General features: G+C 62.8%; 17 protein-coding genes and 1 tRNA gene. 8 read left to right on the top strand and 10 right to left on the bottom strand.

From position 1 onward, the window contains the following. Nucleotides 1-15 precede the first annotated feature (15 nt). A complete protein-coding gene (locus tag J0A90_RS01645; protein ID WP_207035620.1) occupies nucleotides 16-615 on the bottom strand; it encodes a hypothetical protein in 600 nt (199 codons plus the stop codon). A 207-nt stretch (nucleotides 616-822) separates the two neighbouring features. Here J0A90_RS01645 and J0A90_RS01640 point away from each other — a divergent pair, with 207 nt between their 5' ends. Continuing rightward, the gene (locus tag J0A90_RS01640) at nucleotides 823-1896 is read left to right on the top strand and encodes a helix-hairpin-helix domain-containing protein (RefSeq protein WP_207035618.1); all 1074 of its coding nucleotides are present in this window, start codon (nucleotides 823-825) and stop codon (nucleotides 1894-1896) included. A gap of 119 nt (nucleotides 1897-2015) precedes the next feature. On the opposite strand, the gene J0A90_RS01635 is transcribed toward J0A90_RS01640, so the two are convergent. The 4 genes from J0A90_RS01635 to J0A90_RS01620 all read right to left on the bottom strand — a co-directional run bounded on the left by J0A90_RS01635 (nucleotide 2016) and on the right by J0A90_RS01620 (nucleotide 4937). Further along, nucleotides 2016-2693: a hypothetical protein gene (locus tag J0A90_RS01635; RefSeq protein WP_207035616.1), complete on the bottom strand. Its 678-nt coding sequence runs from the start codon at nucleotides 2691-2693 to the stop codon at nucleotides 2016-2018. Nucleotides 2694-2804: 111 nt separating this feature from the next. Then, on the bottom strand, nucleotides 2805-4082 hold the full coding sequence (locus J0A90_RS01630) for a Y-family DNA polymerase (RefSeq protein ID WP_207035614.1): 1278 nt from the start codon (nucleotides 4080-4082) through the stop codon (nucleotides 2805-2807). Beyond that, nucleotides 4079-4522 (bottom strand): LexA family transcriptional regulator, encoded by a 444-nt coding sequence (locus J0A90_RS01625; RefSeq protein ID WP_207035612.1) that lies wholly within the window; start codon nucleotides 4520-4522, stop codon nucleotides 4079-4081. Before J0A90_RS01625 ends, J0A90_RS01630 begins: the two co-directional genes overlap by 4 nt. 325 nt (nucleotides 4523-4847) lie before the next feature. Beyond that, nucleotides 4848-4937, bottom strand: a tRNA-Ser gene (locus J0A90_RS01620). Nucleotides 4938-5100: 163 nt separating this feature from the next. On the opposite strand from J0A90_RS01620, the gene J0A90_RS01615 reads away from it, so the two are divergent. The 6 genes from J0A90_RS01615 (at nucleotide 5101) to J0A90_RS01590 (ending at nucleotide 8010) form a co-directional block, all read left to right on the top strand. Next, a complete protein-coding gene (locus J0A90_RS01615) occupies nucleotides 5101-5772 on the top strand; it encodes a Bax inhibitor-1/YccA family protein (RefSeq protein WP_207035610.1) in 672 nt (223 codons plus the stop codon). Between the two features lie 142 nt (nucleotides 5773-5914). Further along, complete coding sequence (gene tusD, locus J0A90_RS01610) at nucleotides 5915-6310, top strand: sulfurtransferase complex subunit TusD (RefSeq protein WP_353057322.1); 396 nt, start codon at nucleotides 5915-5917, stop codon at nucleotides 6308-6310. A gap of 63 nt (nucleotides 6311-6373) precedes the next feature. Continuing rightward, nucleotides 6374-6775 (top strand): sulfurtransferase complex subunit TusC, encoded by a 402-nt coding sequence (tusC, locus tag J0A90_RS01605; RefSeq protein WP_207035608.1) that lies wholly within the window; start codon nucleotides 6374-6376, stop codon nucleotides 6773-6775. 14 nt (nucleotides 6776-6789) lie between these two features. Further along, the gene (gene tusB, locus J0A90_RS01600; protein WP_035473330.1) at nucleotides 6790-7080 is read left to right on the top strand and encodes a sulfurtransferase complex subunit TusB; all 291 of its coding nucleotides are present in this window, start codon (nucleotides 6790-6792) and stop codon (nucleotides 7078-7080) included. After that, nucleotides 7080-7427: a TusE/DsrC/DsvC family sulfur relay protein gene (locus J0A90_RS01595; protein WP_207035606.1), complete on the top strand. Its 348-nt coding sequence runs from the start codon at nucleotides 7080-7082 to the stop codon at nucleotides 7425-7427. The genes tusB and J0A90_RS01595 overlap by 1 nt, the downstream gene beginning before the upstream one ends. Before the next feature lie 34 nt (nucleotides 7428-7461). Then, nucleotides 7462-8010 carry an ACP phosphodiesterase gene (locus tag J0A90_RS01590; RefSeq protein WP_207035604.1) on the top strand — a complete coding sequence of 183 codons (549 nt, stop codon included), beginning with the start codon at nucleotides 7462-7464 and terminating at the stop codon, nucleotides 8008-8010. A 115-nt stretch (nucleotides 8011-8125) separates the two neighbouring features. Here the strand turns inward: J0A90_RS01590 and glp are convergent, their stop codons facing one another. The 5 genes from glp to J0A90_RS01565 all read right to left on the bottom strand — a co-directional run bounded on the left by glp (nucleotide 8126) and on the right by J0A90_RS01565 (nucleotide 11991). Beyond that, complete coding sequence (gene glp, locus J0A90_RS01585; protein WP_207035602.1) at nucleotides 8126-9325, bottom strand: gephyrin-like molybdotransferase Glp; 1200 nt, start codon at nucleotides 9323-9325, stop codon at nucleotides 8126-8128. After that, a complete protein-coding gene (moaB, locus tag J0A90_RS01580) occupies nucleotides 9318-9845 on the bottom strand; it encodes a molybdenum cofactor biosynthesis protein B (RefSeq protein WP_035473338.1) in 528 nt (175 codons plus the stop codon). The genes glp and moaB overlap by 8 nt, the downstream gene beginning before the upstream one ends. Then, the gene (locus J0A90_RS01575; RefSeq protein WP_207035601.1) at nucleotides 9842-10168 is read right to left on the bottom strand and encodes a DUF1244 domain-containing protein; all 327 of its coding nucleotides are present in this window, start codon (nucleotides 10166-10168) and stop codon (nucleotides 9842-9844) included. Before J0A90_RS01575 ends, moaB begins: the two co-directional genes overlap by 4 nt. 89 nt (nucleotides 10169-10257) lie before the next feature. Next, nucleotides 10258-10890 (bottom strand): helix-turn-helix domain-containing protein, encoded by a 633-nt coding sequence (locus J0A90_RS01570; RefSeq protein ID WP_106420174.1) that lies wholly within the window; start codon nucleotides 10888-10890, stop codon nucleotides 10258-10260. Between the two features lie 165 nt (nucleotides 10891-11055). Next, nucleotides 11056-11991 carry a histone deacetylase family protein gene (locus J0A90_RS01565; RefSeq protein WP_207035596.1) on the bottom strand — a complete coding sequence of 312 codons (936 nt, stop codon included), beginning with the start codon at nucleotides 11989-11991 and terminating at the stop codon, nucleotides 11056-11058. A 149-nt stretch (nucleotides 11992-12140) separates the two neighbouring features. Between J0A90_RS01565 and J0A90_RS01560 the strand changes: the two genes are divergently transcribed. After that, nucleotides 12141-14915: a bifunctional acetate--CoA ligase family protein/GNAT family N-acetyltransferase gene (locus J0A90_RS01560; protein ID WP_207035594.1), complete on the top strand. Its 2775-nt coding sequence runs from the start codon at nucleotides 12141-12143 to the stop codon at nucleotides 14913-14915. Nucleotides 14916-15220: the final 305 nt, after the last annotated feature.

The raw sequence follows: 15220 nt of genomic DNA, 5'->3' as shown, positions 1-15220 counted from the left end.
TGTTTAGGCTAAGCCCTACTTACTCTTTTCAGCCCTTTTTTCAGCCTCTTCTAATGTGATAAGAGATGAAATATCTAGGCGCTGCTTGTACTCTTTGGCTGTCTCGATTACATCTGGGTCTCTTCTGGCGGATATGATGCCTGCCGCTATATCCGAAATGGCGCCATCAGCATATTCAGAAAACTGGTTGTTCAGGGTGCTTCCTGAAGAAAATATTTTTTGAACCCTGTAATAGAACGTATCTCCCACAAGGACTGTTTTCCCGACATACCTGGCCCCAGCGTCTGAGATGGTGACTCCGATCGAGCCGATGCAGGCATTCGGGCCTTCGAGTTTATATGCTACGCCTCTTATTACCACTCTTGCCACTGTGGGGAAAATCCCATTCATTGGCTCTTGGAATACAGGTATTCCATTGCTCTCTAGTGTAAGCCTAGCCTTCTTCTGGATCTCACTTTTGTTCGTCCAGCAATTTCCGTCGACATCATCCTCTACGTAAATTTCTGCGCTCTGTATCAGCCCCAGCGCTTTTTCTGCCGGAATGAATCTTTCTATGTCTTGAGCCAGCGCTATCGAAGGCGTGAGTAGTAATAGGGCAGCTAACTTGCGAATCATTTTTCTTTCGTTCCTTTGAATGTCTATGTGCAAATATTTATGGTGGTCTTTGTGCTTCAAATGTGGTTTGTTATAAATGGGTGCGGATCATGTCGCAGCCAGGGGGCTGGCTCCGCCTCATACACATCTTCTCAATGCATAGTGCTCGATGTCCAATGGCTGATCAGATAGATTGCTACGTGGCAATTCTCCGATCTGGATGGCTTCATGCATCACCGCGCTATACTCGCATCGTTCCTCGCCGCCGCCCTGGCGGCTTCACCAGCCGCCTCGGCGGATATCACCATCGGTAGCTGGAATCTGCTTCACTTCGGCTGGAACAACGGCAAGCGCCTGGATGCCGTTGCCGATGTGGCCAAGGGCGCGGACCTCTGGGCGCTCCAGGAAGTGATGAACGATCAAGCCATCACAAATCTGGAGCACGAGCTGGAGCGCCAGACCGGGGAGGGATGGTCGGCGATGACCTCAGACCAGGTAGGCCGCAGCTCCTACACCGAGAGCTATGCTTTCGTCTGGCGTGACAGCGCAGTCGAGTACACGCAGGGTGCTCTGAGCTATCTGGACTCGGCCGACAACTTTGCGCGAGAGCCATACCTGGCCGAGTTCCGAGACAAGGGGACCGGAGAGAAGATCGCAATCGCGACAGTCCATATCACCTATGGCGATGGCCGCTCTGACCGGACGCCTGAGATCCGAGACTTGGCGGATATCTGGACCTGGATGCATGAAGTGTATCCGGGTAGTGATCGGCTGATCACGGGGGATTTCAACATGCCTCCGACAGACGCCTCCTGGCAGCCGCTGCGCGACGCCGGCGCCCGGCCGGCAATCACGTCAGGGGCGACTACGCTGAGTGAGACGAACGGCGTTTATTCCAGCCTCTACGACAATTTCTGGTTCGACCCCGACGCGCTGCACATCGGCAGTGCAGGTATCGTAAAGTTCCCAGAGATGCTTGGTATCGACCATGTTACCGCACGCGATATCGTCTCGGACCACGCTCCGATTTTCCTGACAACGGGCAGCGCCACGGCTGGATTCGACAGCGTCACCGAGATGTCTGGTGTGTCGGAGGGCGAACACCCTTCGGAGACGTGCATCGATCTCAACACCGCGTCGGCTTCGGAGCTCGACGAGCTCCCGAATGTCGGGCCCGCCCGGGCCGCCGATATCATTGCTGGGAGGCCATGGGCCAGCGTGAGCGATCTATCTCGCGTCGATGGGCTCGGCCCGACGAGGGTGGATCAGATTGCCGACAGCGGACGAGTTTGCGACATGTAGCGGCCTATTTGCCACTTAAAACTAGCTGGCGCCGCGCTGCAACGCGGCGCTAATCATGATCCAATAAGGGGATGAATCAATCATGATTTATTTGGGCTTTGGCACGGGGTTGTATGCTTCTACCTCTTTAATGCCAAGTCTCTATCTTTCTGAATGGCATTGCTTAAAGGCGTTTCTTGGCCAAAGATGAACAGGTTGAGCCTCTCATACAAGATTTTTATTTCCCTTCTTTTTTCTTCGTATGATGTCAAATAGTGGCCGTCCAAAGGGTAGTTGGTATTATTGCTCATGATGTACTTGTTTAATACTATCAGGTTCTCTAGTAGTGCGACCATCGTTTCCAGTGAGTTTCTTTTTTTTAGTTCGTCCATGTGTATTTTTGCATGGCGCAGACCATCTATTACCCTTCTTATGGTTTTTAATTCTTTATCCTTGCAGATGTAGGGTAGCTCTAGCATTTCATATATTTCTGGCAAGCTCCTGCCTGACCCGATCTGGCTGTCGTTAACCATTATCGTTAATGGGGATTCTACTGGTTCTAAGTTTTCAAGGCAGTCAGAAAATATGCTTGCGCACTCTTTCCTACGCCATTCCAAAGATTGCTCTTTGGTGATTTTTAGTGCCACTACTGCGACGATTAATAGGCCGACGTCTGCTAGGTCCCCAAGTTTGACGCCGCTTTTAATGAGCAAGCATATTGCAAGAAATAGCAAAGCATAGGTTGAGTATTTTAAAATCTCATTTTTTTGTGGCCTGATGTGGCGGGAGTAATGATGGGATATGTGCGCGTGAATCATTGTGCGCATCTTTTTAATTAAGAATTTTGCTTTTTTGACATTTTTTGCGTGTGGCATTATGAAGGCCTAAAGGTAGGTGCTAGAGTGATTTTACTTATACTCCGTTCTTTTTTACCACTTTACGGTAGGCGTTTCCTCCCATCGCGTAGTGTACCTAGGCGACCTATGCGCGCAGCGCAGGTGCCAGGCGGCGCCGGCGCTGGGTGAGCCGATCCTGACCGTGCCACGTCCCATCCGTTGATTCAGCGCATCCATCACGTCCATCAGCTTCTCACTACGCTGGCGCTGGGCATCGCTCTGCACGCTACCCAAAAGCGATAGTTGCTCGCTACCCCGGTCGCAGATCTCCATCAGCATCACACCACCTTTCATGTAGAGGCGCCCCGGCGCGTGCAACCGCGCCAGCGTACGGATCGCGGCGGCGGCAATCACGCGGCTATCGTCGGTAGGGGTGTCCAGCTCTGCGATCATGCTGGGGTTGTGCTGGGCGAGATCCTGGCGGTGGGGGTTGGTACGCAGAAATACGAGCACGGCGCGGCAAAGCGAGCCCTGTTTTCGCAGCTTTTCGGCGCTGCGCTGGGCGTGCTGCCGTATTGCTTCGCGCAGCTCGCTCAGGTCGTTGGTGAGCCGGCCGAAGCTGCGACTGGTCATGATCCGCTCGCGGGCGAAATCCATTCCCATCATCTCGATCGCGGGTGTCTCCTGCAGCTCGAGCACGGTGCGTTCGAGTGTGACCGAGAAGCGCCGGCGAATCTCCTTGGCGTTCTGGCTGCGCAGGTCCCACGCTGTTTCGATGCCCATGGCGGTGAGCTTATCGACCAGCCGGCGGCCGACGCCCCAGACGTCGCTCAGCTCGAAGCGCTGCAGTAATCCCTTGGTCTGGGGGCTGTCTGGGTAGAGCACACAGACGCCCCCGAAGCCGGCGATCTTCTTGGCAGCGCGGTTGGCGACCTTGGCCAGCGTGCGCGTCGGCGCGACGCCGATCGACACCGGGATGCCGGTGTACTGCCTCACCTGGCGGCGCAGTTCGCGGGCGTGGTCTTCGAGCTGGCCGGGAGCGAAGCCGGAAAAATCGACCCAGCACTCGTCGATGCTGTAGGGCTCGATGCCAGCGCTGAATTCTTCGAGCACAGCCTGCACGCGCTGGCTGATGTCCCCATAGAGTTCATAGTTGCTTGAGAAGAGCGTGATTTCGCCGCGGCGGACTTGATCGCGCAGGTAGTGGGCGGGCGTGCCCATCTTCACGCCCAGGGCCTTCAGCTCATTGCTGAGGGCGATGATACAGCCGTCGTTGTTGCTCATGACACCGACGGCGCAGCCATTGAGCTCTGGCCGAAAGAGCCGCTCGCAGCTCACGTAGAACGAGTTGCAGTCGACGATGGCGATCATACGCAGAACTCGACATGCCCGGAGCGCACCACGCCCCAGATCTGAGTCTCGACGTCGTTCATGGGGATCGGGGGATAGCGATCGCCGCCGGAGCACAGCAGTTCCCACTGCCCGCGGGTGATCCACTTCTTCACCGTCAGCTCGCCCTCGACCAGGGCGACGACGATATGCCCGGGGCGGGGCGTGATCGAGCGATCGACGACTAGGAAGTCGCCTTCGTAGATGCGGTACTCCTCCATCGAATCGCCAGCCACCTGGAAGATGAACGTTGCGGCTTGGTGCTTGATGAAGCGTTCATTGAGGTCGAAGGAGCGCCCGGCGTAGTCCTCGGCAGGGCTAGCGAAACCGGCGATGCCGGCGCGGGCCAGCACCTCAGGGCAGGGGATGTCGAGACGGGGCGGGCTACTCGGCGCCTGGCCGATGAGTTGGATGCGGGACATGATTCATGGCCTTCCCTAATAAACTGTATGTGCATACAGTATTCAGAGAAAGCCCTGGAGAGGCAAATGATTCTTTGGGGATCTGGTGGGTGAAAACGGAGCGGGGCCAGGCAACAGCCCGGCTCGTGGCGATCATGAAAATATTGCATGTCTGCAGGAGAACCGGCGAGGGGGAGTGCGACTTTCGTCTAGCAACAAGCGTTTAAGCACCGGTCCGGCGCAAGCTCTATAACGGTGATCGTTATAGGCGTTATAGAAACGGCGTTTCCAAAAGGTCTCAGGCAAGAAAAAGGGCCAGCTAAGTAGCTGACCCTTAAAGAAAAAGTGGCGGAGGGACAGGGATTCGAACCCTGGAAGGGCGTTAACCCTTGCCGGTTTTCAAGACCGGTGCATTCAACCGCTCTGCCATCCCTCCGGCTTACGGCGGGAGATAGTACCAGCTCTCCCTCGGTCGTCAACAGGTTCTTTAGCTTTCAAAGGGTTATTTCACTTCCGGCGGTGCCGTTTACGCTTGTCAGGGGAACTTTGCAAGGGCATTCTGGTCCATGGGTGTAATCGACATAACCGAGGGGATACGTATGGACTACCGCACATCGCACGACGTCACCGAGCGTCGATCGAGCGTGGCCAGCACCAACAAGGTGTTACGCAACACCTACATGCTGCTGGCCATGACCCTGATGTTCTCTGCCGTGACCGCGGGCGTCGCGATGGCGCTGGGCGTCACACAGATCAACATCTTCATCTTCTTCATCGGTGCCTATGGCCTGATGTTCCTGGTGCACAAGACCGCCAACTCGTCTGCCGGCATTCTGGCGACCTTCGCGTTCACCGGGTTCATGGGCTTCACGTTGGGGCCGATCATCGATCTCTACCTGTCCATCCCCAATGGGGCGCAGCTGGTGATGACCGCGCTGGGCATGACCGCGGCCACCTTCCTGGGGCTGTCGGCGGTGGCGTTGATCACGCGCAAGGACTTCAGCTTCCTGGGCAACTTCATGGTGGCGGGTGCCATCGTGCTGGTGCTGGCGATGGTCGCGGCGCTGATCTTCAACATCCCGGGTCTGGCGCTGGCGGTGTCGGCGGGCTTCGTGCTGTTCTCGTCGGCGGCGATCTTGTTCCAGACCAGTGAGATCATTCACCGTGCGGGCGAGACCAACTACATTCTCGCCACCATCACGCTCTACGTGTCGATCTACAACCTGTTCATCAGCCTGCTGTCGATTCTGGGTGTGATGTCCGACGATTGATCCGCGCGCCGGGCAATGACCGGTACAATCGCTGAATGAAAACCCCACTTCGGTGGGGTTTTCTGCGTTTGGGGTTGAGGTTTGGTGGTGGGGGCGGCTTTGGTAAGATGCGGCTTTTCTCCTGATCGATAGGCCCTACGACGTGTTGAGCTATGCGCTGCTGGTACACGCCGCGCCCTACAGCGAGCAGGGTGCGCTCTCGGCGCTGCGTTTCGCCCAGGCGGCGGTGGCTCAGGGCCACCGGGTGTCGAGCGTATTCTTCTACCGCGATGGCGTGCACAACGCCTCGACGCTGATGGCGCCGCCGCAGGACGAGGTGCACCTGGCCGAGGGCTGGCGCGCGCTGGCCCAGGAACATGGCACTGAGCTGCTAGTGTGCATTGCGGCGGGCCTGCGTCGTGGCCTGATGAACGCCGAGGAGGGCCAGCGCCACGGTCGCGAGGCGCATAACCTCGAGCCGCCGTTCGTATTGACCGGCCTGGGGCAGCTGGTCGATGCGATGCAGGCCAACGATCGCGTGATCACCTTTGCCCCCTGAGCGCCGACCGACGAGTGACTGTCACAGATTGAGTGTCCGAGATTGAGTGTCAGAGTACGTGCCATGCAAGACGATGAGGCGGCGCTGGCCGCCGCCACCCCGATAACGCCGCTCGATTTGCTGGTGATCCTGCGCCATCCGCCCCACGGCAGCAGCTGGCTGCGCGAGGGCGTCGATGTCGCGCTGGTGGCGGCGGCCTTCGGCCAGTCAGTGGGTTTGCTGTTCCAGGGTGACGGTGTCTTTGCGCTAATCGAGGGTCAGCGTGCCGGGCCACTGGGCCAGAAGGGCACCCATGCGCAGCTGGCCATGCTGGAGATGTACGATATCGAGCGGCTCTGGGTCAGCGCGAGCGCTCTGCGCGCCCGCGGGCTCACGCCGGCGGATCTCATGCTGCCGGTGCAACTGCTCGAGGCCGATGCGCTCGAACGCCTGGTCCACGCGCAGCCGCGCACGCTGCTCTTCTGAGCGAGGAGATTTCGATGATGCTGCACCTGCTCAACCGCTCGCCCCAGTTCGACGGTCTCTACTGGGACTTGAGCGAGGCGTTCGGTGCCGACGATCACCTGCTACTGATCGAAGATGCCTGCTACGCCGCACTGCCCGCTGCCGCAGCCAGCCTGGCGGCTTTCGGCGGGCGCGTCTCGGTGCTCTCGGAAGACGCCGAATCACGCGGCCTGCTGGGGCGTCTGAGTGACGATGTGGCACTGGTCGATATGGCAGGCTTCGTCGCGTTGACGGCGACCTTCCCCCATAGCTTGAGCTGGTTCTGATGACGACGACGGCACGCACGATAACGGTCGAGGGGCGCGAGATCGCGCTCGACCCCGAAGGGTATCTGGTTTCGCTTGCCGACTGGACGCCGGCGGTGGCGGAGGCACTGGCGAGTGAGGAGGGGCGCGCGTTGAGCGCCGCGCACTGGGAGGTGCTGACGGTGCTGCGCGACTTCTACCAGCGCTACGAGGCGGCGCCGGCGATGCGCCCGCTGGTCAAGGCGGTGCGCCAGGCACTGGGCGAAGAGAAGGGCAGCTCGATCTATCTGATGCGGCTTTTCCCGGAGAGCCCGGCCAAGGTCGGCGCACGTCTGGCCGGGTTGCCCAAGCCGACCAACTGCCTGTGACCCCGCATGAGCGATCGTACATGAGCGCCAAGCGATGAACTTTCTCGCCCATGCCGAGCTCGCTCGCCACGGCAGTGACGATTTCCTGCTGGGCAATCTGATCGCCGATGGCGTCAAGGGGCAGCAGCTGGCGGCGTGGCCGGCAGCGGTGGCGGCAGGTATCCGTCACCATCGCCAGGTGGATGCCGCCATCGACTGCCACCCCGAGGTGATGGCGCTGCGTGCCAGCGCCCCGGCCGCACAGCGGCGCTTCGTGGGTATTGCGCTGGATCTGGTGTGGGATCACTTCCTCGCCGCCTGCCATCCCGATCGTCAGCTGGTCATCCGCTGTTATCGCGTGCTCGGCAAGGCTCCGGCGCCGGACCGGCTGGGGCGCCTGGTACCAGCGATGATCGAGGGTGACTGGCTGGCGCGCTATGCCGATTTCGCCTTCACCTGCCGCGCGATTGCCGGTATCGGCAGCCGGCTCCGCGGCCCCAATCGGCTGGCGGAACTGACCCTCTGGCTGGATGACGAGTATCCAAGGCTCGAGGCGGCATTTGCGCGATTGTGGCCGGAGATGCAGGCGCGCTTTGCCGGCTGATCGGTGATGTGAGCCGGGAGCTGCCATCGCTGAATCGGTCGTCAACGTAAGCTAGCGCCGGCGAGCCCAGCGGCTCGCCGGCTGTCTTCAAACGGCTTCTGTTTCTGCGCCTGGGTCAGGCTTCGAGCCAGAGGCATTCGACCCGATCGCCGGGAGAGATGTCGCTGTGCGGCGGAATCACCGCGAAGGCGTTGGTGGCCGCGCAGGAGGTGAGCACGGCGGAGCTCTGTTCCGGATAGGCCCGCGCCACGATGCGCTCGCCCTCGAATGCCAGGGTGGCGCGCAGATAGTGGCGGCGGCCCTCGGTGCGGGTGCTGAAATCCGCCTCGGCGGGGACCCGTGGCAGCTCCAGTTGATCCGTGCATCCCATCAGTGCGCCCAGCAGCGGGCGCAGATAGAGCCAGGCGCCGACATAGCTGGATACCGGGTTGCCCGGCAGGCCGACCACCCGCGTGGTGCCGATGGTCCCCAGTGCCAGCGGTTTGCCCGGGCGCATGGCCAGGCGCCACAGCGTTAGCTCACCGAGCTGCTCCAGCGCCGGTTTGACGTGATCCTCCTCGCCGACACTGACCCCGCCGGTAGTGACGATCACATCGGCCAGTGCCGCCGCCTCGGCGAGCCGGGCGCGGGTGGTATCGAAACTGTCGGCGACCCGCACCTGGGCCACCAGCTCGCCGCCGAAGCGCGCGATCAGGCTCGCCAGCATCGCCCCGTTGCTGTTATAGATCTGCCCCGGCGCCAGCGGCTGTCCCGGTTCGACGATCTCATCCCCGGTCAGCAGCAGCGCCACCCGTGGGCGCCTCACCACCTCGACAGTCTCTAGCCCTTGGCCTGCAAGCAGACCCAGGGCGGCGGCGCCCAGGCGGGTGCCGGCACTGAGCAGGCGGCTGCCCACACTGACGTCGAGCCCGCGGCGGCGCACGTTCTGGCCCGGCTGGGTGGGGGGTATGCGTGCCAGCCCATCCTCGAGGGTAACGTTTTCCTGGATCGCCACGCAGTCGGCGCCGGGCGGTATCTCGCTGCCGGTGAACAGGCGTGCGCAGGTGCCAGGTGCCAGCGGCTGCGGCGCCTGGCCGGCGGCGATGCGCTGCGAGATCGGCAGGGCGCCCCCGGAGTCGCCGCTGGCCAGGGCGTAGCCGTCCATGGCGCTGTTGTCGGCAGGCGGCACGTCAAGCGCCGCGGCCACCTCCCGCGCCAGCACGCGGCCGGCCGCTTCGGCACAGGCGATGCGCTCGGCGCCCAATGGGGTCACGCCGTCGAGCAGGGCTTCCCGGGCGCGCTCGACGCTCTCCAGCGGGGGTGTCGTTTCAGCCATGTGTGTGGGTGCCTCGTTCCGGAATCACCAGATTGGCGAAGTTGCACGGGCGGTGGCGGCTGTCGAGCTGCTCGCCGAGGATGCGGTCCCAACCGGTGCGACAGGCGCCGGTGGAGCCGGGCAGGGCAAAGATCACGGTGCGATTGGCCAGGCCGCCGAGACAGCGGCTCTGCACCGTGGAGCTGCCGATCTCTTCGAACGAGACCTGGCGGAACAGCTCGCCGAAGCCCTCGATATGCTTGTCGAGCAGCGGTGCAATCGCCTCCGGGGTCGAATCGCGCCCGGTGAAGCCGGTGCCACCGGTAGTCAGCACCACCTGCACCTCGGGGTCGGCGATCCAGGTGGCGACGACCGCGCGGATACGATAGACGTCATCCGGCACGATGCGCTTTTCGGCCAGCCGGTGGCCGGCCCCTTCGAGCCGCTCGACCAGGGTCTGGCCGGAGCGGTCGCTCTGCTCATCGCGGGTGTCGGAGACGGTCAGCACCGCGATCGACAGCGGGATCAGCGCCTCGCTCATGCGTCCGCTCCGCCGTTGGTCTTGCGCTGCTGGCGTGCTTCCAGTGCGGCCAGCTGCGCATCGCTGGCCGGCGCCTGATGGTTGGCCTTCCACTCTGAGTAAGGCATGCCGTAGACGTATTCGCGCGCGGCTTCATAGTCGAGCGTCTCGCCGCGCTCTTCGGCGGCGCTCACCAGCCACTTGGAGAGGCAGTTGCGGCAGAAGTCGGCAAGGATCATCAGGTCGATGTTCTGTACGTCCTTGTTGGCGTCGAGATGGCGCAGCAGGCGGCGGAAAGCGGCCGCCTCGAGTTCGGTACGCGTGGCGTCATCGAGATGTTGCATCGGTAGGGGCTCCTCGGATCGGGAAGACAGGACTGAGAACGCGGTAAAAGCAGACGAGAAGGCGTGTCCAGGCCATCGTCGTCGCCTGACTAGTCACCTTCGCCCGGCGTGCAGACCGACAGCACTACGGCATCGGTGTCGCTGGTGGAGACCAGCGCATGGCCCATGTCGCTGTCGAAGTAGAGCGAATCGCCTGTGGCCATGGCGAGCGGTTCGTAGAACTCGGTGTAGATCAGGATCTCGCCCTCCAGCACCATCAGGAACTCTTCGCCGGCGTGGCGCACCCACTCCTGGAATTCGTCGAAGCGGCGTGCCCGCACGATGGTCTTGAACGGCACCATGCGTTTCTGCGCCAGCTGCCAAGAGAGTAGTTCATGTTCGTAGGTGGGGGTGGGGTGCTGCTTGCCATCGCCACTAGGGGTGAGATCGCGCCGCCCGCGGGAGTGGGAGCGCGACTTGGCCGGGGTCAGCAGTTGCGGCAGATCGATGCCCAGCCCGGTGATCAGCTTCTGCACCGCGCTGAAGGTGGGCGAGATCTGGTCGTTCTCGATCTTGGACAGGGTCGAACGCGCCAGCCCCGTGCGTGCGCTGACGTCGCCCAGGGTCCACTGATTGGAGAGGCGAATCTGCTTGAGCCGTTCACCCAGGCGCAGGGGCTCGACGAAGGGCTTGCGGCCCGAGGCGATGCGCAGCGCGGCATCCTGATCGTTGCTGGCGGCCATGAAAATCTCTGTCTGGGTCGGTTTGGGCCCAGAATATCACAGCGCCACGGCCCGGCTCTGCCACATGACGACGCTGCGCGTGACGAGAGCGTCGCCGGGGTGCCTGTCTGTCTCTTCGAGATAACCGGTCTCGTCCAGACAGACGGTCTAGCGTGGAAGGACAATCTAACCCGGATACGGCTGGCCGAGCAGCGCGGTGAGGTGCGCCTCTACACTCAGCGGCAGCGCCTTGGGGTGATAGCCGCCCTCGAGTACCGATACCAGCTTGCCCCCGGCGTAGCGGCGGGCGATGTCCATCGCCAGGTGGGTGATCCAGTAGAAGTCGCCGTGCTCCAGCGCCAGTTCACCCAGCGGGTCGTCGCGGTGGGCATCGAAGCCGCTGGAGAGCAGCACCAGCTGCGGGCGGTGGCGCTCCAGTGCCGGCAGCCAGTCACGCTCGATTGCCAGGCGGAAGTCACGGCTGGCGGTACCGGCGGGCAGCGGGGTGTTGACCACGTTGGGCCAGTCGCCCTCGAGGTAGCGCCAGGGATAGAACGCCTCCTGATAGCTGCTGCAAATCAGCACGCTCGGGTCGTCGTGAAAGATGTCCAGGGTGCCGTTGCCCTGGTGGACGTCGAAATCGAGGATGGCGATACGCTCCAGGCCATGCACGGCACGCGCATGCGCCGCGGCGACGGCGACGTTGTTGTAGAAGCAAAAGCCCATCGCCAGGGCACGTTCGGCGTGATGCCCGGGGGGGCGCACGGCGCAGAAGACGTTGTCGGCGCGATTACCGCAGACCAGGTCGACACCCTTGATGGCGGCACCGGCGGCAAGCGCCGCCGCTTCGAGCGTCCACGGGCCCATACGCGTGTCGTTATCCAGCGTCTGCAAGCCGTTTTGGGGACGCTGGCACGCGAGTGTTTCCAGGTAGTCTGGGGCGTGAACGCGCGCCAGAGCGAGCGGTTTCGCCGGCGGCGCCTCCGACTGCATGGTCTGTTGCAGCAGGCCGCTGAGCATCAGGCGCTTGCGAATCACCTCCAGGCGCACGGGCGCTTCCGGATGCGAGCCGCCCATGTCGTGCCGAGCGAAGTCGGGGTGAGTGAGGTACGACGTGATCATCGGCGGTTTCGACCCTCCGGGGCGCTGGCATGCTGGGGTACCGACCCCCATGGGTTCGGGCGGTATGGCTAAATCCAGACCAGGGCTCAACGCGGGAGCGCTGAGCGTGTAGGGTTGAAATAACCATAACCCGAGCCGTGAGGTCCACCGTGGCCACGCAATTCCTGCGTCGATTTTTCGCGCCCCAGTCACTGGTCGTGATCGGAGCGTCCCCCAAGCCCGAGTCGCTGGGAGGAGTGGTATTGCGCAACCTGCTGGAAGGGCAGTTCGACAAGCCGCTCTGGGCGGTCAATCCGCGCGGCTACGCCGACGTGCACGGTGTCGAGTGCCTGCGCCGCATTGCCGATCTGCCACGCCCGCCCGATCTGGCCGTGATCTGTTCGCCGCTACGCAGCCTGCCCAAGGTGATCGACGACTTGAGTGCGATCGGGGTGCGTGCGGCACTCATTCTTTCCGGAGGCGCCTCGCTCGAACGCGAGGCGTCTTTGCGTGGGCGCTTGCAAAAGGCCGCCCGGCGTTCGGGCATGCGCGTGCTGGGGCCGGAGTGCCTGGGAGTGGCGGTGCCCTCCTGGCGGCTCAACGCCACCTATGCCGCGCAGCCGATCGCCGATGGCAGCGTCGCCTACCTGGGGCAGTCGGGCATGCTCGGCAATGCCATGATCGACTGGGCGGCGGGGCGCGAAGTGGGGTTCTCGCACCTGGTCACCCTTGGCGACAGCCTCGACGTGCGCCTGCCCGATGTCATCGACTATCTCAATCTCTCCAGCAAGTGCCGGGCGTTGCTGCTGCACCTGGAAAGTATCCGCAATGCGCGCCATTTCATGACCGCCCTGCGCGATGCCTCGCGCAACCGTCTGGTGCTGGCGATCAAGAGCGGGCGTACGCCCCAGGCCACCCTGGACCAGTTACCGGAAACGCCCGGTATCGAACGCCGCGATGCGGTGATCGAGGCCGCCCTGGCGCGGGCCGGCGTGGTGCGGGTGGAGGACTCCGACGAGCTGTTCGACGCGCTGGAGACGCTCTCCCGACTCAAGCCGCCGCGCGGTGACCGGCTGGCGATCGTCTCCAACGGCGTGGGGCCGGCGCTGCTGGCGATCGACAAACTGATCGACGGCGGGGGCCAGCTGGCGGAGTTCGGCGAGACCACGGTGGCTGCACTGCTTGAGGCGGGGCTCGACGTCAGCCGGCCGGGGCGCAACCCGATCGATCTCGGCGGCTCGGCAACCCCCGCAGACTATCTGGCGGCGCTGGATATCGTCACCCGCGACCCCCAGGTGGATGCGGTGCTGGTGCTCCACGCGCCGACCCGGCTGGCACCGGCGCAAGCCACCGCCGAGGCGCTGATCACGGCCCGGCAACGTTATCGTCATCGGCTGCTGGTGAGCTGGATGGGCCTCAAGGAGGCGCTGGCGGCCCGGGCGGCCTTCAATCGCGCCGGGATTCCCAGCTACCTGTCGCCGGAGAAAGCGGTACGTGCCTTCCTGCACCTGGTGCGCTATCGCCGGGTCCAGGCGCTGCTCCACGAGACGCCGCCTTCGCTGCCGTTCGACTCCAACACCGAGATCCGCCAACGCTGCCATGCCCTGATCGACGCGTCGCTGAGCCGCGGGCGCGACCGCCTGACGCATGAAGAGACGGCCCAGGTGCTCGCCGCCTACGGCATCGAGAGTGCGCCCAGTCGCTATGTGGCGGATTTCGAGGAGGCCGAGCGCGCCACCCAGACACTGCCGGGCCCATGGGCGGTCAAGGTGGTGCATCGCGACAACTGCGAGCCGTTTCGCTACTGGCGGGAAGCCTCGCGTCAGACCAGCGCGCTGGCGCAGGACCTGGAGCAGCCCGGCAGCGTGGTCGATGCGGTGGTGCGGCTGGGAGAGCGGATCGCCGAGACGCTGCCGCAGAGTCCCATCTACAGCTACTGCCTGCAGACCATGCAGCGCGGCAAGGGCTCCTGGCAGCTGAGCGCCGGGATCACCCGCGACCCCGAGCTGGGTCCGGTGATCGTCTTCGGCAGCGGCGGCTACAAGATCGACGTGATGGCGGATCGCCAGATCGCGCTGCCCCCGCTCAACATGCGCCTGGCCGAGGAGCTGATCGATCGCACCCGTGCCGGGCGGCTGATTCGCGCCCACAGCGAGGATGCCGCGGCGGAGATCACCCAGGTCGCCCAGCTGCTGGTCAAGCTGTCGCAGATGGCGTCGGATCTGCCACGGCTCAAGGGGCTCGAACTCAACCCCTTGCTGCTCAATCGCGACGGGCTCACTGCGGTCGACTTCGCCCTCGATCTGGGCGAGCGCGCGGTGCAGGCGATCATGCCTTACCCCGAAGAGTTGCGTGAGACGGTGACGCTGGCGGGTAGCGAGGTCGAGGTGCGCCCGATCCGCGGCGAAGACGCCCCACTGATCACCCAGTTCCACACCCGGCTCTCGGAGCAGAGCATTCGCTACCGCTATTTCCATCACAAGGCGGTGCTGTCGATGCGCGAACTGGCCCAGCTCAGCCAGATCAATTACGACCGCCAGATGGCGTTCATTGCGGTTCGCCGCCTGCCGCCCGGAGAGGCCGACGAGGGGCATGAAATGGCGGCGGAAAAGAGAGGCCGTGAAGAGATGCTCGGCGTGGTTCGAGTGTGGAACGACCCCGACAATATCCGTACCGAATTCTCGATCATCGTGCGTGATGATCTCCACGGAATCGGACTCGGCCGACTCCTGATGGAGAAGATGATTCGCTACAGCCGGCAGGTGGGCACCCTGGTCATGGTCGGTACCGTCATGACCGATAACCAGCCCATGCGACGGCTGCTCAAGCAGCTGGGATTCACGCTCGTCACCAATCTCGAGGAGGGGGTGATCGAGGCGACGCTGAAACTCAATGCGCCGCAGAGTGAATGGCAGCGCCACCGTCTGGAGGCGGCGCTGGATTGATGCCGGCCGAGACGCGATGCGTCGCGTCGATGCCGGCGATGTTGCCATCCAGGGTTGTGACGAAAAGCCGGCGAGCGCAGGCGGTTTTCGTACGGAGCCCGGGAGGGCTAGCGCAGACGAAGGGGAGGGACCGAGCGCCACGCTATCGTGCGCCAGCAGAAATGACGCCTTGAATGAGTTTCCAATTACAAATCATCGTCGTTTGAAGGGTTTTTCATAATTTCGTATGATGCGACCGGGCCGAGCGCGTGTAAGCCATCAGAAACACTGCGTATCCAAAGCAACACAGTGTGTCTTCGGCGGCC

Origin of the sequence: Salinicola sp. DM10 (genome assembly GCF_017306975.2) — a bacterium.
Classification (GTDB): domain Bacteria; phylum Pseudomonadota; class Gammaproteobacteria; order Pseudomonadales; family Halomonadaceae; genus Salinicola.
This window is presented reverse-complemented; position numbering and strand designations above follow the sequence as displayed.

What these genes read in the sequence shown, in the direction of transcription:
- J0A90_RS01595 (WP_207035606.1), top strand. Translation starts at nt 7,080, where the DNA reads ATGACGACGACGGCACGCACGATAACGGTCGAGGGGCGCGAGATCGCG.
- J0A90_RS01615 (WP_207035610.1), top strand. Translation starts at nt 5,101, where the DNA reads ATGGACTACCGCACATCGCACGACGTCACCGAGCGTCGATCGAGCGTG.
- J0A90_RS01630 (WP_207035614.1), bottom strand. Translation starts at nt 4,082, where the DNA reads ATGATCGCCATCGTCGACTGCAACTCGTTCTACGTGAGCTGCGAGCGG.
- J0A90_RS01570 (WP_106420174.1), bottom strand. Translation starts at nt 10,890, where the DNA reads ATGGCCGCCAGCAACGATCAGGATGCCGCGCTGCGCATCGCCTCGGGC.
- J0A90_RS01575 (WP_207035601.1), bottom strand. Translation starts at nt 10,168, where the DNA reads ATGCAACATCTCGATGACGCCACGCGTACCGAACTCGAGGCGGCCGCT.
- J0A90_RS01625 (WP_207035612.1), bottom strand. Translation starts at nt 4,522, where the DNA reads ATGTCCCGCATCCAACTCATCGGCCAGGCGCCGAGTAGCCCGCCCCGT.
- tusB (WP_035473330.1), top strand. Translation starts at nt 6,790, where the DNA reads ATGATGCTGCACCTGCTCAACCGCTCGCCCCAGTTCGACGGTCTCTAC.
- moaB (WP_035473338.1), bottom strand. Translation starts at nt 9,845, where the DNA reads ATGAGCGAGGCGCTGATCCCGCTGTCGATCGCGGTGCTGACCGTCTCC.
- tusC (WP_207035608.1), top strand. Translation starts at nt 6,374, where the DNA reads ATGCAAGACGATGAGGCGGCGCTGGCCGCCGCCACCCCGATAACGCCG.
- J0A90_RS01590 (WP_207035604.1), top strand. Translation starts at nt 7,462, where the DNA reads ATGAACTTTCTCGCCCATGCCGAGCTCGCTCGCCACGGCAGTGACGAT.
- J0A90_RS01635 (WP_207035616.1), bottom strand. Translation starts at nt 2,693, where the DNA reads ATGATTCACGCGCACATATCCCATCATTACTCCCGCCACATCAGGCCA.
- glp (WP_207035602.1), bottom strand. Translation starts at nt 9,325, where the DNA reads ATGGCTGAAACGACACCCCCGCTGGAGAGCGTCGAGCGCGCCCGGGAA.
- J0A90_RS01645 (WP_207035620.1), bottom strand. Translation starts at nt 615, where the DNA reads ATGATTCGCAAGTTAGCTGCCCTATTACTACTCACGCCTTCGATAGCG.
- J0A90_RS01565 (WP_207035596.1), bottom strand. Translation starts at nt 11,991, where the DNA reads ATGATCACGTCGTACCTCACTCACCCCGACTTCGCTCGGCACGACATG.
- J0A90_RS01640 (WP_207035618.1), top strand. Translation starts at nt 823, where the DNA reads ATGCATCACCGCGCTATACTCGCATCGTTCCTCGCCGCCGCCCTGGCG.